Source organism: bacterium (assembly GCA_019695335.1).
In the GTDB taxonomy this organism is placed as follows: Bacteria; CLD3; CLD3; order SB21; family SB21; genus JABWBZ01.
In genome coordinates, this window is the sequence record JAIBAF010000014.1 from 41,352 (window position 1) to 61,591 (window position 20,240).

The window sequence follows — 20,240 nt, forward strand, 5'->3', positions numbered from 1 at the left end:
ATCCATTGATGAAAAAATTCGTGGTAGATTTAGAAATGAATACCACCGGTTGACCGTCAATTTGATTTTTACTATCAACCGGATCATGAACGAGCATCAACAGCTGCTAAAAAAATTTAATATCTCACTACAGCAATTCAATATTCTTCGAATCCTCCGCGGACAATACCCTCAAACGATTTCCCTGAATTCGGTTAAAGACAGGATGCTTGACAAAAGTTCCGATGTTTCCAGGCTTGTTGATCGTCTTGTCAAAAAAAATCTTATCGATCGTACAGTTTGTCCGTCCGATCGCCGTCAAGTGAATCTTCTGATTACAGAAAAAGGTTTGAGTTTGCTCGAAAACATTGATAAAATTGAGGGATCGTTTGATCAAATTGTTTCCGGTTTGACTCAGGAAGAAGCAAAAACATTGAATCAGTTATTAGATAAATTGGAAAAGCATTAACATGAATAACAAAATCAAAATTTCATTAACGCTGGCACTGCTCGCACTCATAATTCTTACGTCGGCTTGCCAGAAATCAGAACCGCCCAGCCAATCTTCCAAGCAAACTGTCAGTAAAGAATTTGCTGACTATTGGTATCAAGGAAAAGCAGAGCTTAATCGCTATGAGATAGAGCAGGCTCGTTACGGTGAAATTCGCAAAGGCGATGTGGTTCTGATCTTTGTGACGGAGGATTTTAATAGCGCAAAACAAGTGAAATTAGAAAACTATAGCGATGAAGCCAAAAGTAAGGCCATTCCGCTTTTAAAGATGAATTATGTTGTCAAATTTAATACCGGAATTTATCCGTATTCCGTTATGACTTCGGTCTTTACACCGGTTGATCTTTCCAAGACATTGAAAATAAGCAATTCCGTTCAGGAGTGGTGTGGACATACTTATACGCAACTTAATTTAAAGGATAATCAGTACGTATATGAAGGCCATTCGTATTTCGAAAATGAAGCGGATGCATCGTATAAAATTGGAGCCGAGTTATTAGAAGATGAAATCTGGACCCGAATTCGTTTGAATCCGCAAAGTTTACCTTTAGGAAAAATTAAAATCATTCCTGGACTGATACAAGCGAGGTTTTTACACCGGCCAACAGCTACTGAAACAGCAACGGCTGTAATCATAGAAAACCCGTCAGATTCTTTGATGACTTATTCGATTCAATATGAAAGCTATCAACGCGATCTTAATATTACTTTCAAAAAATCATTTCCTCATGAAATCATTTCTTTTGAAGGTACTTATATTGATGGATTCGGACCGAAAGCAAAATTATTAAAGACGAAAGCCGTACGAACTCATCATCGGATGCTTGACTATTGGACGAAAAATTCTGAAAAGGATTCAACATATCGTTTTGAATTGGGGTTGAAATAAATTTGTTGCCGTCGGATGAATTTTTTTGTATGTTAAGATACCAGTCCATCCAATAAAAATGTAGCGCATGACAGCAGAGATTGACCGGCAATCCTACGACCCGGAAGATATTCTCCCTCGATTGAGTCATATTGAGATTTTACGCGCGCTCCCGCCTGAAGAAATCCAAGCATTAATTCCATTTGTTGAACACATGACTTATCCTTCCGGCGCCTCGATTATTGAACAAGGCGCAGTAGGCGATGCCATGTATTTCATCGAAAGCGGTACAGCCGCAGTTCGCCGAAATGGTTCAAGTGAAACATGGATGGTTAAGGAAGGTAGTGTTGTGGGGGAAATGGCTTTGTTGACTGGGGAAACAAGATCGGCCAGCGTCAAAGCTGAAACTGACCTTTCGGTATGGCGAGTTTCAAAAGCTGCTTTTGATAAAATTGTAGCTGAGTCACCGCATCTTAAAGATGCACTCGATGACTTAGTCAAACAACGTCTCAAAGGAATTGCTATAGCCCTACCCAATCAGCATGTCTGGGTTTCAACGGCATTAAGAGCCTTAGAAGCGAGATATCGCGGCTTATATACTTGGCAAGGTTTTATGGGAATTGGTTTAGTGATATGGCTTTTCCTGTTTATCAATAATATTTCCCAAGTAGTATCATTCGATGATTACGAATGGTTGAACGCTGCTTTTCAATTGCTATCAGGATTATTGATTTTACAGGGTTCGTGTGAAGGTTTTGTGATCGGCGTCGAGAGAATGGGCGCTAAATTCAAGTGGGACGGATTTATTTCGGGAACCATCGGCTCTTTATTAAGCACACTTCCTGAGTTTGTCGTTATAGGATTTTTAGTCTGGGTTGAGCCGCTCGCTGCATTTATAACAGCTATTGCGACGATATTCAACAATGCGTTGGCATTCTCTGTTTATTCATTTTTTCTGCCGAAGGATCGTCAAGGATGTTTTACAATGCCTCGTTCGTTGACAAAAGCGGGCGGAGAATTGATGATTGCCGGATGCGCAATTGCATTAATTGTCGGTACGGTCATGCTTGTGGCTAAGTCCGAAAATGTTCGGACAGAGATGCAGGGATTTGATCTGATTATTATCGGTTTGGTTTTGATGGTCATTTATGCTTATTACGTTTTGGTTTTGATACGCTATTATGCCGAGGGAAAAGATGATGTGGATTCGATGCCGCCTGATCCGGAACGACTGGGGCACGATACGAGTTGGAAGGGTATTATTTTCATGTTTATTTTGGGTATTGTCGGAGCTTATTGCGGAGGAGAAGTGATCGGCGGTTTTGCGGAAACAGCGCTCAAAGATCTGGGCCTACCGACGGTTTTGACATCCGGAGCGTTGGCGTTTTTTGCAGGCATCAGCGAATATATTATCGTTTATAAATCCCATCGCCGAGGTGAATTGGGTATAGCGTTGAGCAATGTTTTCGGGGGATTGACACAAGTGATGTTTTTGTTGCTTCCATTTGGATTGCTCGTGATCGGAATTATGGGAATTTTGACGGGTAATCCGGTTTTTGTGATCCCAATAAATTTAGCAACATCTCTATTGATGCTCTTATTGTTTCCTCTGTTTTACACTTTACATCAATATGTTCAACAAGAGAAAAATCTGAATAACCTTGATGCGGCTGCTATGACCGGAATTTATATATTGCTTTTGTATTTCCTTTTTACATTTCCGAATTAAAAAATGGCTTTCCAATCGATCAATCCATCCACAGACGCGTTGATCAAAAATTATTCTCCTACCTCATGGAAAGACGCGCTATCCCTTGTCGACAAAACCACTCACGCTTTTCAAAAATGGACTGAAACAAGTTATCAGTCTCGTGCGAATCATTTAAAAAAAATGGCGGAAGTTCTTCGGGCCCGAAAAAAAAGTTTAGCCGAGCTGATGGCTAGTGAAATGGGTAAACCTATATTGCAGGGAATTGCCGAAATTGAGAAATGCGCGTGGGTTTGCGAATATTATGCCGATCACGGAGAGAAGTTTCTGTCGCCAGAATCGGTTCCTTCCGACGGTCAAAAAAGTTATATTACCTATAAACCACTTGGAATAATTCTCGCCATCATGCCGTGGAATTTTCCATTCTGGCAAGTGATTCGTTTTCTTGCACCAACAGTGTTGGCCGGGAATGGAGCTTTACTCAAACATGCGCCGAATGTGAGCGGTTGTGCTATGGCCATCAAACAAGTTTTTGATGACTCAGGTTTTCCACAGGAGCTTTTTAATGTAGTATTCCTTGAACCTGAGCATATTAGTCAACTCATTGAGCATCCTTTGATTCAAGGCGTTACACTTACCGGAAGTGTCAAAGCAGGTCAAGCTGTAGCCAGTCACGCAGGCAAATTTCTTAAAAAAACCGTGATGGAATTGGGAGGCAGTGATGCATACATCGTTCTTGAAGATGCCGATATCGAGCTTGCAGCAGAAACATGCGTTAATTCGCGTCTTATTAATACAGGACAAAGTTGTATTGCCGCAAAAAGATTCTTGGTCGTAGAAGCGGTTCACGAACGGTTTGAAGAACTGTTGATTGAAAAGATGAGAAAGAAAACGATAGGCAACCCCTTGGAGGGCCAATTCGATCTTGGGCCGTTGGCAAGAAAAGATTTGCGAGACACGTTGCATCGGCAAGTTGAGGAAAGTATTCGTCAAGGAGCAAAACTAAAATTGGGTGGTCAAATTCCGCAAGGTTCCGGTGCGTTTTATCCGCCGACAGTTTTGAGCGGTGTAAAGCCGGGCATGACTGTTTTCGAAGAAGAAACTTTCGGGCCTGTGGCATCCGTGATTTCGATAAAAAACGAATCGGAAGCTGTTCAACTTGCAAACAAGACTTCGTTCGGCTTGGGCGGCGCGGTTTTCACTACTGATTTAGAACGGGGTGAAAAAATCGCTCGCGATTATATTCAAGCCGGAAGCTGTTTTGTCAATGCGTTCGTAAAGTCCGATCCCAGGTTGCCATTTGGCGGGATCAAACAATCCGGTTATGGACGAGAATTATCAGCTTTTGGTATCAGAGAATTTGTCAACATCAAGACGGTATACATAAAATAATGAGCAGGATTTTAATTTTAGGTCTGTCTCTGCTGATTGCATGCGAAAAAAAAGAATCTGAGGAATCGTGTTCTCAGAACATTGCCGATACATTGACAATTTCAATACCAAGCTCTGTTGGAGTTGATTCTTTGAAAATAGAATCCGGAATTACTAAGGCAAATTCCTCAGCGTACATATTCAGTTTATTGATTCTCAAAAACAATCTGCTTATTTCAGAGAATTATTTCAAAGGTAAAACCGTCAATGACAACTACAGCATACGATCGGTAACTAAAACGATCGTTTCAGCTTTGACTGGTATAGCAATAAAGGAAAATAAAATTAGCAGCATTGACAAAAAAGTAAAAGATTTTTTCCCCGAGTATTTTTTTTCAACGACGGATCCGCTTGCCAGTAAAATCACTATAAAACATCTTCTGACGATGACGGCCGGATATCATTGGAATGAAGCCATTGACCGGTTATATGGTAATCGAATTGAATGGGCTATTAATTTGCCTATGGACACAATTCCCGGAAGAATTTTCAATTACAGTTCTGCCGTACCGCATATCTTATCCGGAATACTCACCCGAGCCACTCACACCGGTACGCTTGAATTCGCCGACAAAAATCTGTTTCAGCCACTCCAAATTCAAACACCAATTTGGGACAAAGATCCGCAAGGATTTTATAATGGAGGAAGTGGACTAAATCTGACTGCTCGCGACATGGCGAAAGTCGGATTTTTATACCTCAATCATGGTTGTTATGGCGGTCAAAGAATAGTCAATTCTTCGTGGGTTGATTCATCGGGAGTTGATCAAACCAACGGTTATGAATATGGGTATTTGTGGTGGATCGGCCATACATCTGTTTATTCATATTATTACGCTTTAGGGTACGGCGGGCAGATGATCTTTGTCGTACCGGATTTGGCGTTAGTGATGGTTACAACAGCGAATCCGGTTGTCAACGATACTGAATCCGCACAAACAATTGGGCTTGTCACGGATATCTTTGAAAATGATATTATTCCCGCATTTTTAAATTGATCACTAATTTGTGAGGAACAATGAGTAAAAGCGAAGAAAAAACCAAGCTGTTTATTCTCGACACCAATGTTTTACTCTACGATCACACGTGTATTTACAATTTCAAAGAACACGATGTGGTCATTCCCATTGTCGTTTTGGAAGAAATTGACAATTTTAAAAAAGGCAGCGATCTGATTAATTTTCAGGCGCGTGAATTTATCCGTGAACTGGATCGCCTTTCCAAAGACCAATTATTCAAAAAAGGCTTACAACTTAGCAAGAACCACGGACGTTTATTTGTCGAAGTTGGCGAGCCGCAATCGGAACTTGTTGAAAAAGCATTTACGATCAATAAAGCCGATCATCGCATTCTTGCTCTCGCAGACCAAATGCGCAATAAGCGAAAAGACCGTGAAGTGATCATCATCAGCAAGGATATTAACTTACGGATGAAGGCCAAATCGCTCGGGATGCTTGCGGAAGATTACGAAACAGGAAAAATTCGAAATATTGATGAGCTGTATACGGGTATCCAGACCTACGAAAACTTCGATGTCAATCTTATCCGCCGTTTTTACGAACCACCTAATACTGTAACGTCTGAAGAAATTTTAATTGATAAAAAACCGTACGCCAATGAATATTTCATTTTGAAAAATCATAGCAGCAGCGTGTTGGCTCATTATAATCCCATGGGCGCGGTAATGGAACGCGTGACGAAAAGATCGGCATATGGAATCGAACCGCGCAATGCCGAACAAACTTTTGCATTGGACGCGCTTCTCCGTACGGAAATAGCGGTTGTGACGCTTACGGGCAAAGCCGGAACGGGGAAGACGTTGCTGGCGCTCGCGGCCGCGTTGCAGCAGAGGCAAAACTACAGCCAGATTTATTTGGCGCGCCCGGTCGTACCGCTGGGTAACCGTGACATCGGGTATCTCCCCGGCGACGTTCAATCGAAACTCGATCCGTATATGCAACCGCTCTGGGATAATCTGGCTGTGATCAAAAATAAATTTGGTTCAGAAAGCAGCGAAAATACGCGCATCAATGAAATGATCCAAAACGGAAAATTATTGATTACTCCGCTTGCTTATATTCGCGGTCGAAGCCTTGATAAAATATTTTTCATCGTCGACGAGGCTCAAAATCTGACGCCGCATGAAATCAAAACCATTATTACACGCGCCGGTGAAGGCGCTAAAATGGTTTTTGTAGGCGATATTTATCAGATCGATTCGCCATACCTCGACAGCCAGTCGAACGGCCTGACGTATTTAGTGGATCGAATGAAGGGGCAGGAATTATTTGCGCATGTGAATTTGCTTAAAGGCGAGCGTAGCGCTTTGGCGGAATTGGCAAGTAATTTATTGTAAAAAAATTCTAAATTTTTACTAGATCGCTAATAATTTCATCAACTGACTGATATCGTAACGACGGTTCGCGTTGTATACATCGCAAAATCAAAGCGTGAAGAGAAGTCGAGCTTTCAAGATATTTTGGTGAATCGTTGTGAATAGAAAAAATCAAGCTCATCTCGTTGTCGCCATGAAACGGTAATTCTCCAAAAAGCATTTCATACAAAACGACGCCGAACGAATAAATATCCGTCCTGAAATCTACTGATTTTCCGATCGTTTGCTCCGGGCTCATATAAGCCAGCGTGCCGACAAGTTGTCCACGATCGGCTATGGAACTCAACGCATTCATGCGAGCGAGTCCGAAATCCATAATCTTAATCGTTTCGTCTTTCTGTATCATGATATTGTCAGATTTCAAGTCGCGATGGACGATGTTTTTTTCGTGAATTGCTTTTAATCCTTCCAGAATTCCTTTTGCGTAACTGATCGCCTCCGAAATTTCAATCTTCTCTTTTTCACGAATACGAGACTTCAGCGTCACACCTTCGATCATTTCCATCGCGATATAGCGCATATTTTCATTACTGCCGGCATTAAAAATCCGGACAACATTCGGGTGATTGACTTGCCTTCCGATTTCAACTTCTTTAAGAAAGCGTTTGATTCCATCTTGCGATTCTAACAAGTCTTCTCTCAGTACTTTCAGCGCGACCGTTTTTTTCCGTGACTGATCAATCGCTTCGAAAACGGATCCCATTCCGCCTTCGCCTAATTTACGGATAATTTTGTAGTGACTTATAAATCGTGTTTTGCGATAGACTCGGTAATATTCCCGAAAACGCACGCCTCCAAAGACGGTCAGCCCTATAATTCCTACGATACCAAGACGGAACCACCACGTCGACCAAAAAGGTGGACGAATAATAATTTCAATCGCCTGCCCGTCTTCATTCCACAATCCGTCGCTGTTGGCCGCTTTGACACGAAACGCGTAACGTCCCGGATCCAGATTGGTGTAGTTGACATAACGCCGCGCGCCGGAATAGATCCAGGCCTTATCAAAACCTTCCATCATGTACGCATATTGATTTTTTTCAGGAATGGAGTAATTCAAAGCCGCAAATTCAAAGGAAAACACATTTTGTGTGTAATCGACTTCGATCGATCGTGTGTGTGTAATGGATTGCATGAGGGGAGAATTTTTCCCAATGGGAACAGATTCGTTGAAAATCTGAAAATCGGTGAGCAAAACCTGAGGAGCCGATGAATTACTCAACAAACTGTCAGGGTGAAAATAGTTAAATCCATTAATGCCGCCAAAAAAAATATCACCTTTTTTGTTTTTGAAATACGCTCCGGCGTTGAACTCATTGCTTTGAAGTCCGTCACGTTCATCGTAATTAATAAACGTCCGTTTACGCGGATCAAATTTGGCGAGTCCTTTATTCGTGCTAACCCATAGAAATCCGTGATGATCGGCGACGATACCATACACGACGTCATTCGGCAAGCCGTTTTGTTCAGTAAAAAATTCAAATGTTTCAGTTTTCAGATCCAAAACATTGATTCCACCAGCAGTCCCGATCCATAATTTGTCAGGATAAAAAACAGTGTCTTCAAGTACGCACAAAACGATGTTGTTATTCAAAGAATTCGGACGATTGGGATCGTTGACATAGCGGCGAGATTTACCGCTTCGTTTGTCAAAACGATTGAGACCTCCGCCTAGCGTACCTATCCAAATATAGCCATGATAATCTTCAAAGACCGCGCGGATCTGATTACTGCTGAGACTGGCGGAATCGGGCGGATTATTTTTGAATGCCATGAATTTTTTTGTTGTTAAGTCAAACTTGTTAAGGCCGCCGCCGTTAGTTCCGATCCAGATAATTCTCGTGGAGGAATCGCGATCAGCATGAATGGTGCGAATAGAATTAGCGTTGAGGCTATTAGAATCGTTCACAATATTTCTAAAATTACTAAACGAATTTTTTTTAGCATCAAAAACGTCAATTCCGCCTCGAACCGAGCCAATCCACAATAATGCGTCTGAAGATTTGAAAATCGTTCGGACAGAATTATTACTTAAACTGTTTGAATTTCCCGGATTATTTTTATAGTGGACAAATTTTCCAGAATTCAATTCCCATCGATTCAGACCGCCGGCATCCGTGCCAACCCATAAAGAATTTTCCTCATCGTCGAAGAAAAAAGAATATACCATGTTGTCGCTTAGGCTATTAGGATCGGAGGGTATATTTTTAATGTGCGTAAATTTTTCACGATTTGGATCGTACTGATTAATTCCACCGCCATTCGTGCCGACCCATAGAATTCCTGAATGATCGAGATACATCGATTCGACCGAATTGTGGCTCATGCTCGTTATTTTTTGAGGATCGTGCATGAAACGAGCAAACGTTTGGGTTTTAGGATCCCATCTGCAAACACCGCCTCCAAAAGTCCCAATCCATAAATACCCATAACGATCTTCTACAATCGCGTTCACATCATCGTTGCTTAAAGCAGAAAGGTCGGTTGCTCGTGCACGATAACCGGTAAATTCACCGGATGTACGATCAAATCGGGCAACACCTCCACCATACATAGCGATCCAGATTTCGCCGTTACGATCTTCAAGAATCGCATGTACGTTATTGTGAGGCAAACTGTGAACCTTTTTGGGGTCGTTGCGGTAATGAATAAAATGTTGCTGATCGTAAGCGAACAAACCTCGATTCGTTCCAATCCACAAAACATTCCGGCTATCCTCCAGCAACGTCAATGCAACGGCATCCTCGTCAGGCAATTGAAGTTGTAAAAAATTTCCGTCATCATTCAAAACACCTAATCCTGCAGAAGAACCAATCCATAGCTTTCCTGAACGATCTTGATAAATGGTTTCGATATTGGATGTTGAGAATGTTTTAAAACGCGTAAATTTTTCAGAGGCAGGATCAAAACAATTTAATCCCTGAGAAGTTCCGATCCATAATCTTCCGTCGCGATCTTCAAATAAAGTGTTAATGAAATTACTGGAAATTGAATTCGTATCTTGCTGATGATGTTTGAAAATACGAAAACGGTAGCCGTCAAAACGATTTAATCCGTCCTCTGTACCGAACCACATAAAGCCATCGCGATCCTGCAAAATGCAAAAGACGTTGCTTTGCGATAAACCTTGCTCGATTGAGAAATGCCTGAATTTGACGTCACGCAATTGTGAAAAACAAACGGCGTTCAAGAAGAAAAAGAAAAATAAAATGTAGCGCATGATTTGGAATTTTTAGGAGTTCTTTTTAAATGTAAAACTAATTGGCTCAAAAAACAAACGTGATTGAAAAGCAGTTCAAGAAGCATTAGATTAAAAAAATGGAGACACGGATGACAATATTCCTAAATGGAAAAATTTATACCGGTTATGGTCAGGAAGTTGAGGCGCTCGCCGTTTCAAACGGGCGCATATTGGCTACTGGAACGAATCGCGATTTAATTTCATTTTTTCCGTCATTCAAACAGATTGACCTGGAAAAACAGCGAGTCTTACCGGCTTTTACCGATGCGCATACGCATTTTCTGGCCTATTGTTTAAAACAGGATCAGCTTGATTTCAATGGTTTGACTTCTAAAGAGGAAGTGCTGGAATTAGTCCGGAAAAAAGCAACGCATACACCCAAAGGCGAATGGATTCAAGGAAGCGGCTGGAATCAAAATCTTTGGAATCCTGTCAAGTATCCTTCGAAGGAAGATTTGGATACAGCTGCGCCGGATCATCCGGTATGTTTGGAAGCGCGAGATGCGCACACGTCGTGGGTGAATTCTTCTGCTCTCAAAAAAGCCGGGATTACACGAGAGACGACGTTTGATTCAACGGGAGAAATTTTAAAAAACGCCGATGGCAATTTATCGGGAATTATAAAAGAAGAAGCACGTCAGCTTATTTGGCAATTCATTGAGAAACCCACGGCGGAGAAACGGCAGGATGTATTGCGTAACGGAATGAAATTGGCCTATGCGCAAGGGCTGAGCGGAGTGCACTGTATGGAGACTATTTCTGATTGGGAGACTTACCAAACATTGCATAGAGATGGTGAATTAAAACTTCGCGTAAATTTTTATTATCCGATTCGATATTTGGATCACGTGATAGAATTAGGTTTGAAAAGCGGACTGGGCAATGAATGGCTGCGTTTCGGTGGCATGAAAATTTTTCTCGACGGGACGCTTGGCTCACAAACGGCCCACATGATCAAACCTTTTGAAAACTCAGACAACTACGGAACGGAAATTTTAACGGAAGAAGCTGTTAATAGCCTTGTATTTCGGGCAGCACAAAATAATATCGCCTGTGCCATTCATGCGATTGGTGACAGAGCAAATCGGAAAGCCCTGCACGCTTTTTCAGCAGTACGTAGAAAATTTCCTGAAAAAAGATTGAGGCAAAGGATCGAACATTGCCAGTTGGTTGATCCGGCTGATATGCCGCGTTTCGCCGAACATGAAATCATTGCGTCGATGCAACCAATACAAATTCCGGAAGACGTCGATACCGCCAATAAATTTTGGGGTGAACGTTGCCGCTACGCCTATCCGTTTCGTTCGCTTCTTCAGGCCGGTGCAGTCCTCGCTTTTGGATCGGATGTGCCTATCGAGACGTGCAATGTTTTTGAGGGAATCTTTGCGGCATTAAATCGTTCTAAACGTGGCGGCATCGAGAGCTGGATTCCTGAACAAAAACTTGAATTACAGGAAATTATTCATGCGTATACCATTGGAAGCGCGTTTGCGTCAGGTGAAGAATCCATAAAAGGCAGTCTGAATCCCGGTAAAGTTGCCGATTTTATGATATTGTCCGATAATATTTTTAACATTCCGGCCACTGAAATTCCAAAGATAAAAGTCAAAATGATGGTAATTGGCGGGGAAAAAGTTTATGGATAAGGTTTTAAAGAATTCAGCATTGTTTAGACTAAAAATTTATGCTAAATTAGGCGGCTAAATAGAAAGAAAAAGTTATGGGCATCAGCAAATTTACCGCGTTAACATTGTTGATTTGTTTTTCACTCAGTTGGAACTTTCCCGGAGATCAATTGACATGGTATTCTTTCGATGAGGGATTGACAAAAGCCAAAGCAGAAAACAAACATGTATTGATCGATGTTTATACGGATTGGTGCGGCTGGTGTAAAGTGATGGAACAGAAAACTTATTCCGATCCGGATATTATCAAATATCTTAACGCCAAATTTATTCTTGTTAAACTGAATCCCGAAAAAGACGGCTCGATCACTTATAACGGAAAAAAATATTCGGCGGCACAATTTTCGGAAGGAATCGGCGTCAATGGTTATCCAGCCACGGCGTTTTTTGAATCCGATTCCAAAATGGTGACGCTGGTGCCCGGGTATATTCAGGCGAAAGAATTCCTGAATATTATCCAGTATATTGGTGAAAAAGAATATTATCAGATCAGCTTCGACGATTATCTTAAAGGCAAATCCGCGCCCTGATGTTTACCAGAAAAACTTTCCATATTTTCCGTTGGGAATACACACAAAAAATCAAATCGAAAGGATTTATCTTTTCGATTATTTTTATGCCTACGTTTATCATTGGTTTTACTCTGGTTCCCACTTATTTTGCTTCCCGTGAAAGTCAGAAAACGACCAACATTGCCGTTGCCGATGCGACCAGCTTTGCTTTGGAGTCATTAAAATTAAAAATCGCTGAATCCAAACAATCGCACTTGTTCAATTTTCTTGAAATTCCCGGTGACGACGCCTTACGTGCGGATCGGGACGGCAAGGAATTGGTCAATAAAGGTATTGTTGATGGGTATTTGTTTCTCGACGATTCGATCTTTGCCAGAAAAACAGTTAAATATTACGTCAAGGGAACGGGGAGTTTTGAGAGTTTGCGGCAACTTGAAAACGCATTGAGCGACGTCATTCTGGTCGAACAATTGCGGCGGATGAACGTTAACGTTTTTGATGTCCGGAACGTAGCGCGAAAAATCGATGTGGAAGTTTCCCAGATCAATGACGAATCTAAAATCATGCAGAAATATATTGCAGCTATTATTTTTGTAATGATGTTATTTTTTTCAATTTTTAATTCAGGCAGTGCGTTCATGCGCGGTGTTGCAGAGGAAAAAAATAATCGCGTGATCGAAGTATTGATTTCCTCGGTCACTCCGAAGGAATTGATGGTCGGGAAGATTTTGGGACTCGGTATGGTTGGCTTAACGCAAATTGTCATCTGGATGCTTGCCGGAATGGCTTTCGGCGGCCCGATGGCGTTAAGTATTTTGTCGCCGCAGGTTATTTTTCTTTTTATCGTATATTTTGTTTTGGGTTATTTTATGTTGGCGGCTATTTTCTCAATCATCGGCGCCGTCGTATCTTCGGATCAGGACATTCAGCAAATTCAGGGCGTCATTTCGGCTATTGGCGTGGTTCCGGTTGCGTTTGCTATTCTCGTTTTACAAGATCCTGATTCCATGCTCGTCAATATTTTATCGTATTTTCCTCCGCTGACGCCCACGCTGATGATTTTGCGAGTGGTTATTTCGGAGCCGCCGATATATCACATTGCAGGAACGATCGTGACCTTAATCGTTTTTCTGATTCTAACGATGCGTTTTTCGAGCCGGGTGTTCGAAGTTGCGTTGCTGATGTATGGTAAAAGACCCACTGTGAAGGAAATATGGCGGTGGTACCGCTCTAAACAATAACAAAATTTCAATGCCAATTAAGTGGTTATTCAATATTATTATTTTTTTTCAATTAGCACTTTATAGCTGGGCTTTGTATGTGTTCATTTTTGATAATGATGGTCATGTTCCCGTCGCTTACGTTGTGATTCATATGGTTGCGGGGCTTAATATATTATTTCTAGTTCTAGGCAGTATAATGTCTTTGTTCTTAAAAAAACTGATTAGACAGATTTTATGGTCCATATTGATCGCATTGCCTGCTATTGGCATAGTAATCTATCTGTTTCTTCTGCGCTTTATCTAATAACACCTCTTTCACTTTTTTCAAAAAAATTAATAATTGAGTTGATTTCATGGCTGAGCGGCAATGTTTCTTTAATTCTGACTAAGGCCGCAGAGCGATTCAGTTTTTCACGGTAAATAATATGGTACGCTTTTTCGATAGATCGAATTTGTTCCTCCGAAAAATTTTTTCGCCGAAGACCAACATAATTTAATCCCGCATAGCGCAAAGGTTCACCGGCAGCTAATACATAAGGCGGAACGTCTTGTGCAATACGATAGCCCCCGCCGACAAACGCATGCTGCCCGATACGTATAAATTGGTGCACCGGTACCATCCCGCCAATACCGGCATAATCTTCAATGATCACATGGCCAGCAAGATTCACGGCATTTGAAAGAATGACGTGATTGCCAATGACACAGTCGTGTGCCACGTGAACGTAATTCATAATAAGGCAATGGTCACCGATTACCGTTTTGCCGGATTCTGCGGTACCGCGATGAATGACCGAGTATTCGCGAATGCTCGTGTCGTCACCGATAATTAATTCGGAGTGCTCGCCATTAAATTTCAGATCTTGCGGAATACCGCCGATCGCGGCGCCGTGAAATATCTTGCAACGTTTTCCAATGGCTGTGAAAGATTCGATGCGAACATGGGCTGCTACGGATGAGTCTTCTCCGATCGTTACATCGCGATCAATGATTGAAAAAGCATCCACCGAAACGCGGGCATACAATGTTGCATCGGAAGAAATAATAGCTGTCGGATGAATCATACGCGTCCGGGAATTTTGATGATCGAACCGGTAACTCCGGATGAGGTGTCCGAAGCAAGAAACAGAAGCAGTTCGGCGATTTCGTCTGCGCGAACCCATTTTGAAAAATCAGCGTCCGGCATGCTTTTTCGGTTTGCGGGCGTATCGATAATGCTTGGAATAATGGCGTTAATTTGGATGTTATGAATTTTATTTTCTTCAGCCATCGTTTCAGTCAGGTTGATAACACCGGCTTTAGCCGCACCGTACGGGCCTGCTTGAGCGCCGCCCTTGAGGCCGGCACCGGCGCCGACATTAACGATCTTGCCTGATCGTTGAGAAATCATAACTTTCAATGCTTCACGGGAACACAAAAACACAGATTTCAAATTTAATTCGATCGTTTTGTCCCAAACGCCCGTATCGATCTCAGTCACGTTGGACCAGGGATAAATTCCTCCGACTAAATTTAGTACAACATCCAAACGTTTAAATTGAGCGGTCACATCATGCATAAGCTGACGTACGCTCGATTCATCTAAGATATTACACGAATGGAAAATCACACGATCGGATTCAATAAGGTCGGAAGCTTTTGACGCATCTACGGCTACAACCGTTGCGCCGTTATCGATAAACTTTCTGACAACGGTTTTGCCCAGTCCGCCGGAAGCGCCGGTAATCAGACAGATTTTGTTAGTGAGCATGGTTATCCTTTTTTTAAAACATATAAAAAAAAAGGCCAAAAGAAAAGTTTCTTCTGACCTTTTAAGTAATGACTCACTAAAGTTTAAAACGGATACTCCGGTGGTACGATTTTGCAACAGCGTAAATAAGTCGTCGCTTGCCCACGATGATGCGCCGTATGTTCGATAATCGAGTAAAATGAATTCACAAAATCCTCGTTTATTTCACCAGCGGAAGAAACGCTGCGATGCAAAATTTCGAGCGATTGTTTGAGATAGCTCATCACTTCTTCTTTTTTACCGGTGGTTTTGGGAGGATTCCATTCGGATTTTGTTTTTCTGAGATAATTTTCTTCCATCCAAACAATTCCGTAAGCGATGTGATGCATCAGTTCTCCGTACGTCCAAACCGCCGAATCGGGCTTGAAATTATACTTTTCTGACGGCATCGCTTCACCGACATTCAGTGTATACTGCCGCGTCTTTTCGACGGCGGCCAATAATGGCTGTTTCATAGTCTCACCTTTCGTTTTGTATTCTGAGCCAGGAAATATAAATGTTGCCTCGGTAGAATTCTTAAGGAATCTTGCTTTTTTGTGTTGTGAAAAATCTTTAGCGGGCCATTGGAATGCTGTACAAACCATATATCCACCGAATAAAAACAGAATTCCTAAATTCTTTAGAAAAAAAACTTTCATGTTTTACCTTTCATGTCTTGTTAATTACATAAAAGATAAAAAACGATGAAAAAGGATGCTTAAGGAATCTTGCTATTTTCCGGATTGCCGGAATCGGGAAGGCGAATGCTTGTAGGTTTGTTTGAAGGAGGTTATGAAATGTTCGAGGCTATTGAAACCAGAGGCAAAACAAATGTCTGTTACAGACAGATCAGTTTGTCGTAAAAGCCATTCGGAATTTTTCAACCGGACCTTTTGCAAATATTGGTACGGCGAATGCGAAGTGAAAGTTTTGAATACGCGGCTAAAATGAAAAGGACTGACGTAGCAATAATCGGCAATGGCTGACAATGAAATGTCATTTGAAAAGTTATTGGTTATGTATTCTTTGGCGCGTTCAATCGTGACTAAATGATGTTTTTTTAATTTGTCGTCGATCCGAGCGATAGCATTTTTGACGTCCAGGTTGGTCATGATCTGGTGAATTAATTCCATAATCAGATTATCCGTGAGCAGTCGATTACCGGTTTTTTTGTTGATTAAAAGCTGATGATGCAAATATTCCAGATCGACATCGGTGGAAATAAGAATCGAATGAAGATCATGATTTCCAAAAAACCAATGGCCTTTCAGGCGGTAATGATCGATCAAATGCTGATAAAAACGCTCACTGAATTGAATAATAGTACATTCGTCCGGTACATGGTGGTTGTGTGTAACCGTATGTTCGTGACCAGATTTGGTAAGAAGCACTTTCCCGTTGTAGGAATCGTAAGAATGACGGAACACATTGTAGATAAAATTGCCTTTGCGGATGAAACTGATTGAAAACGATTGGACGTACTCCCGTGGAGACGTTCCGTGATCCGTACAACGGCATCTGAAATCCAACACCCGATAAAAATCAGAATGATGAAGTATACTGATATCAGCTTGCATAGCATTCCATTTTGTTCTTGTAACGAATATAATGAAGAAAAGTTAGTTAATTACAGGAAAATTTTGAAAACAGCATTATTGCATTTTCATACAAAAATTTTTATCTTCCGCCCGCTAAAAATCTATGTTTTAACATCAACGAGGTGATTATTATGTCCGCTCAGACTTTGCAGTTTAAGGCCGAAGTGAAGCAGCTTTTGGACTTGATGATCCATTCGCTGTATTCACATAAAGAAATTTTCTTGCGTGAATTACTGTCCAATGCATCCGACGCGATTGATAAAGCACGCTATGAATCGCTGACAAATTCGTCACTTATCGAAGGCGATGCCGACTGGAAGATCACGATCAAAGCCGATAAGTCGGCGGGTACGCTGACGATCAGCGACAATGGTATTGGAATGGATGAGGAGGATATCATCCGATCGCTTGGAACCATCGCACATTCGGGGACCAAAGAATTTCTTCAGCATCTCAGCTCAAAAGAAATCAAGGATCATCCTGAACTTATCGGCCAGTTTGGCGTCGGGTTTTATTCGGCGTTTATGGTTTCGGAAAAAGTTGCTGTCATTTCGCGAAAAGCCGGCGAACCGAGGGATAAAGCCGTTCGGTGGGAATCAAAAGCCGAAGGAACGTTTGAAATAGAATCGTTTGAGCGGACGTCCCGGGGTACAGACGTGATTTTGTATTTGAAGGAAGACGAAAAAAGTTTTCTCGATGAATGGGAAATTCGCCGTATTGTGAAAAAATATTCCGATTATATCGAACATCCGGTTTGTATGGATGTCGAAAAAGATAAAAAAATTACCGAAGAAACCCTCAATTCCCGGAAAGCGATTTGGCTGAAAGATAAATCGGAAATTCCGGCTGAAGAATATAATGAATTTTATAAACATGTTTCGCACGATTTTACCGATCCGGCCAAAGTTATTCATTTCAAAGCGGAAGGCACTTCAGAATTTTCTGCATTGCTTTTTATTCCTCAAAAAGCTCCATTTGACATGTTTTACAAAGAATATAAAATCGGACCGACGCTATATGTTAAACGTGTTCAGATTATGGATCATTGTGAGGAACTTCTGCCTGTGTATTTGCGTTTTGTTAAAGGCGTCGTCGAGTCATCCGATCTGCCATTGAACGTCTCTCGCGAAATCCTGCAATCTAACCGCCAGATCGAAGTCATTAAGAAAAATATCACCAAAAAAGTGCTCGATACGCTATCGGAAATGAAAACGGCCGAATACGAAAAATACGTAGAGTTTTACAATGAATTCCGCAAGTCTCTCAAAGAAGGGCTTTACGTCGATCATCAGCGCAAAGACGCGATTCGCGATTTGTTGCTATTTGAGTCTACCCGCACGGAGCGCGGAAAATATACTTCATTAAAAAATTATGTCGATGGCATGAAGACCGGGCAGGATGAAATTTATTATATTGCCGGATCGTCACGTGAGGAACTTGAGAAATCGCCTTACTTGGAAGCTTTCAAAGAAAAAGATTATGAAGTGCTTTTTCTATTGGATGAAATCGATGACTTTATTTCGCATGAACTGGAATATCAGGGCAAAAAAGTCAAATCAGTCACCAAAGGCGATATCGATATTGATAAAACCCGTGAAACACAGAAAAAAGATGCGCAGAAAAAATATTCGAAACTCATCGATCTTATCAAAGACGTTTTGAAAGACGATGTGAAAGAAGTTCGTTTTTCGACCCGCCTTAAAGATTCGGCCTGCGTGCTGGTGGCTGATGAAGGCGATATGGATCAAAATATGGAACGTATTCTGAAAGCGATGGGCCAAAGCATACCGGTCGGAAAGCGCATTCTGGAACTTAATCCGACGCATCCGCTTTTTGAGTCGATGAATGCAATGTTTGAAAAAGATAAAACGGCTCCGATCTTGAAAGAGTACGCCGGTCTCTTGTACGATCAGGCGCTTTTATTGGAAGGTTCAAAACCGAAAGATCCATCCAATTTTGCTAAAACCGTTGCTAAACTTATGGTTGACAATGTAAAATTGTGATCGATACGAAATGTTCTATGAAGTATCTCGAATAACAGATATATTCGCCTGTAAATAATGGCTCTGCATTCTTAAAATATCATCGGTCGATTATGATATTTATATTTGGCATCGCCATCTCTGTTTTTCTTTTCGTATTGCTGTTATTCAAAAAAAATAGAATAGCGGCTGACAACGTGCTTTTGTTCTGGCTTTTGATTATTGTTGTCAGCCAATTTTTATTTTATTTTGATTCTGTCCAGCTTTATGAAAATCATCTTTCCTTTCTTATCGGCATTAACCTCATTACGCCTTTCCTTCACCCTCCGCTGCTTTTTCTCTACGTGTCAGCGCTGACCGGTTCTTTACCGCAAAAAAAGGTTTTTAATATTCTTCATTTTGTACCCGTAGTGTTTTTTGGAATTTATTTGTTTGTAAAATTTTTTAGCCTGCCGGCTGAACAAAAATTATATGTCATGACTAATGCGGGTATTGGTTTTGAAGATTTAGATCGTTTAAGGTATATCGCCATTGTAGTCATCGGAATTATCTATGTGTTAGGGTCACTATACCGTATTAATATTTATCAGAAGAAAATCAGAAACGCATTCTCTAATATCGAAAAAATAAATCTCAAATGGCTTCAAGTCATTACATACGGAATTGGGATTATTTGGATAACAGTGATCCTCGGAACGGATATAGAGACGAATACGGCAGTAGCGATGTTTGTACTGCTAATAGGGTTTTTTGGTGTTCGGCAAACGCCAGTTTTTACCGGGGTTTTATTGGATAAACTATCGGTTCAGGATCAACCGGATCCAATTGATCCAGATAACCGCGAATTATCAAAAAAATATGAAACGTCCGGTCTTTCCCAAGAAAAAAAGCTGTTTCTGGAAACGGCTTTGGCTAGAAAGATCGATGAAGAAAAACTTTATTTGGATCCCGAATTGTCTCTGGATAAACTGGCTTCTCTGCTAAACGTGCACCCGAATTATTTATCCCAATATATTAATGAAGTTCTGCAAATTACGTTTTATGATTATATCAATTTTAAGAGAATAGAAGAATTCAAACGTTCGGTGCAATTGCAAGAAAACAAAAACCTCAATTTGCTTGGTTTATCCTACGATTGTGGTTTTAATTCAAAATCCTCTTTTAATAGAAATTTTAAAAAATTTAGCGGTCAGACGCCTTCCGAATACCTCTCTCATTTAAATAAAATACCCGCCTAGCAGTAAACCACTGCATTTTCACAATTTACAACATGTGTCATCTTACAATTTGAGGCGAAAGCCCCTTTGAAAGATTGTATTTTGAAGGCGTTAATAACGTG

The 20,240-nt window shown here is 41.2% G+C and carries 16 protein-coding genes; 11 read left to right on the forward strand and 5 right to left on the reverse strand.

Annotation, left to right across the window (positions count from 1 at the left end; all coding sequences use genetic code 11):
* Positions 1-85 precede the first annotated feature (85 nt).
* From K1X84_05435 to K1X84_05460, 6 genes are all read left to right on the forward strand, one after another.
* Positions 86-448 (forward strand): MarR family transcriptional regulator, encoded by a 363-nt coding sequence (locus K1X84_05435; protein MBX7151061.1) that lies wholly within the window; start codon positions 86-88, stop codon positions 446-448.
* 1 nt (position 449) lies between these two features.
* A complete protein-coding gene (locus K1X84_05440) occupies positions 450-1,379 on the forward strand; it encodes a hypothetical protein (GenBank protein MBX7151062.1) in 930 nt (309 codons plus the stop codon).
* Positions 1,380-1,446: 67 nt separating this feature from the next.
* On the forward strand, positions 1,447-3,087 hold the full coding sequence (locus tag K1X84_05445) for a cyclic nucleotide-binding domain-containing protein (GenBank protein ID MBX7151063.1): 1,641 nt from the start codon (positions 1,447-1,449) through the stop codon (positions 3,085-3,087).
* 3 nt (positions 3,088-3,090) lie between these two features.
* On the forward strand, positions 3,091-4,458 hold the full coding sequence (locus tag K1X84_05450) for an NAD-dependent succinate-semialdehyde dehydrogenase (GenBank protein MBX7151064.1): 1,368 nt from the start codon (positions 3,091-3,093) through the stop codon (positions 4,456-4,458).
* On the forward strand, positions 4,458-5,495 hold the full coding sequence (locus K1X84_05455) for a beta-lactamase family protein (protein ID MBX7151065.1): 1,038 nt from the start codon (positions 4,458-4,460) through the stop codon (positions 5,493-5,495). Before K1X84_05450 ends, K1X84_05455 begins: the two co-directional genes overlap by 1 nt.
* 20 nt (positions 5,496-5,515) lie before the next feature.
* Positions 5,516-6,853, forward strand: coding sequence for a PhoH family protein (locus K1X84_05460; GenBank protein MBX7151066.1), 1,338 nt, complete (start codon positions 5,516-5,518; stop codon positions 6,851-6,853).
* Positions 6,854-6,860: 7 nt separating this feature from the next.
* On the opposite strand, the gene K1X84_05465 is transcribed toward K1X84_05460, so the two are convergent.
* Positions 6,861-10,112, reverse strand: a complete 3,252-nt coding sequence (locus tag K1X84_05465) for a protein kinase (protein MBX7151067.1) — start codon at positions 10,110-10,112, stop codon at positions 6,861-6,863.
* A 110-nt stretch (positions 10,113-10,222) separates the two neighbouring features.
* Between K1X84_05465 and K1X84_05470 the strand changes: the two genes are divergently transcribed.
* From K1X84_05470 to K1X84_05480, 3 genes are all read left to right on the forward strand, one after another.
* Entirely contained in the window at positions 10,223-11,779 is a 1,557-nt protein-coding gene (locus K1X84_05470) for an amidohydrolase (GenBank protein MBX7151068.1), read from the forward strand.
* A 74-nt stretch (positions 11,780-11,853) separates the two neighbouring features.
* Positions 11,854-12,348, forward strand: coding sequence for a DUF255 domain-containing protein (locus K1X84_05475; protein MBX7151069.1), 495 nt, complete (start codon positions 11,854-11,856; stop codon positions 12,346-12,348).
* Positions 12,348-13,571 carry an ABC transporter permease gene (locus K1X84_05480; GenBank protein ID MBX7151070.1) on the forward strand — a complete coding sequence of 408 codons (1,224 nt, stop codon included), beginning with the start codon at positions 12,348-12,350 and terminating at the stop codon, positions 13,569-13,571. The genes K1X84_05475 and K1X84_05480 overlap by 1 nt, the downstream gene beginning before the upstream one ends.
* A gap of 278 nt (positions 13,572-13,849) precedes the next feature.
* Here K1X84_05480 and lpxA read toward each other — a convergent pair whose 3' ends face one another.
* The 4 genes from lpxA to K1X84_05500 all read right to left on the reverse strand — a co-directional run bounded on the left by lpxA (position 13,850) and on the right by K1X84_05500 (position 16,898).
* Complete coding sequence (gene lpxA, locus K1X84_05485) at positions 13,850-14,617, reverse strand: acyl-ACP--UDP-N-acetylglucosamine O-acyltransferase (GenBank protein ID MBX7151071.1); 768 nt, start codon at positions 14,615-14,617, stop codon at positions 13,850-13,852.
* The gene (locus tag K1X84_05490; protein MBX7151072.1) at positions 14,614-15,303 is read right to left on the reverse strand and encodes an SDR family oxidoreductase; all 690 of its coding nucleotides are present in this window, start codon (positions 15,301-15,303) and stop codon (positions 14,614-14,616) included. Before K1X84_05490 ends, lpxA begins: the two co-directional genes overlap by 4 nt.
* A gap of 83 nt (positions 15,304-15,386) precedes the next feature.
* Complete coding sequence (locus tag K1X84_05495) at positions 15,387-15,797, reverse strand: DinB family protein (GenBank protein ID MBX7151073.1); 411 nt, start codon at positions 15,795-15,797, stop codon at positions 15,387-15,389.
* 255 nt (positions 15,798-16,052) lie between these two features.
* The gene (locus K1X84_05500; protein ID MBX7151074.1) at positions 16,053-16,898 is read right to left on the reverse strand and encodes an AraC family transcriptional regulator; all 846 of its coding nucleotides are present in this window, start codon (positions 16,896-16,898) and stop codon (positions 16,053-16,055) included.
* A 152-nt stretch (positions 16,899-17,050) separates the two neighbouring features.
* On the opposite strand from K1X84_05500, the gene htpG reads away from it, so the two are divergent.
* Entirely contained in the window at positions 17,051-18,922 is a 1,872-nt protein-coding gene (gene htpG / locus K1X84_05505) for a molecular chaperone HtpG (GenBank protein MBX7151075.1), read from the forward strand.
* A gap of 92 nt (positions 18,923-19,014) precedes the next feature.
* A complete protein-coding gene (locus K1X84_05510) occupies positions 19,015-20,139 on the forward strand; it encodes an AraC family transcriptional regulator (protein ID MBX7151076.1) in 1,125 nt (374 codons plus the stop codon).
* The last annotated feature ends 101 nt before the right edge of the window (positions 20,140-20,240 follow it).

Bases quoted from the DNA above. Each gene is read 5' to 3' on its own strand.
- K1X84_05495 (MBX7151073.1), bottom strand. From the start codon at position 15,797: ATGAAACAGCCATTATTGGCCGCCGTCGAAAAGACGCGGCAGTATACA.
- K1X84_05475 (MBX7151069.1), top strand. From the start codon at position 11,854: ATGGGCATCAGCAAATTTACCGCGTTAACATTGTTGATTTGTTTTTCA.
- K1X84_05455 (MBX7151065.1), top strand. From the start codon at position 4,458: ATGAGCAGGATTTTAATTTTAGGTCTGTCTCTGCTGATTGCATGCGAA.
- lpxA (MBX7151071.1), bottom strand. From the start codon at position 14,617: ATGATTCATCCGACAGCTATTATTTCTTCCGATGCAACATTGTATGCC.
- K1X84_05435 (MBX7151061.1), top strand. From the start codon at position 86: ATGAACGAGCATCAACAGCTGCTAAAAAAATTTAATATCTCACTACAG.
- K1X84_05490 (MBX7151072.1), bottom strand. From the start codon at position 15,303: ATGCTCACTAACAAAATCTGTCTGATTACCGGCGCTTCCGGCGGACTG.
- htpG (MBX7151075.1), top strand. From the start codon at position 17,051: ATGTCCGCTCAGACTTTGCAGTTTAAGGCCGAAGTGAAGCAGCTTTTG.
- K1X84_05450 (MBX7151064.1), top strand. From the start codon at position 3,091: ATGGCTTTCCAATCGATCAATCCATCCACAGACGCGTTGATCAAAAAT.
- K1X84_05440 (MBX7151062.1), top strand. From the start codon at position 450: ATGAATAACAAAATCAAAATTTCATTAACGCTGGCACTGCTCGCACTC.
- K1X84_05445 (MBX7151063.1), top strand. From the start codon at position 1,447: ATGACAGCAGAGATTGACCGGCAATCCTACGACCCGGAAGATATTCTC.
- K1X84_05510 (MBX7151076.1), top strand. From the start codon at position 19,015: ATGATATTTATATTTGGCATCGCCATCTCTGTTTTTCTTTTCGTATTG.
- K1X84_05465 (MBX7151067.1), bottom strand. From the start codon at position 10,112: ATGCGCTACATTTTATTTTTCTTTTTCTTCTTGAACGCCGTTTGTTTT.
- K1X84_05500 (MBX7151074.1), bottom strand. From the start codon at position 16,898: ATGCAAGCTGATATCAGTATACTTCATCATTCTGATTTTTATCGGGTG.
- K1X84_05470 (MBX7151068.1), top strand. From the start codon at position 10,223: ATGACAATATTCCTAAATGGAAAAATTTATACCGGTTATGGTCAGGAA.
- K1X84_05460 (MBX7151066.1), top strand. From the start codon at position 5,516: ATGAGTAAAAGCGAAGAAAAAACCAAGCTGTTTATTCTCGACACCAAT.
- K1X84_05480 (MBX7151070.1), top strand. From the start codon at position 12,348: ATGTTTACCAGAAAAACTTTCCATATTTTCCGTTGGGAATACACACAA.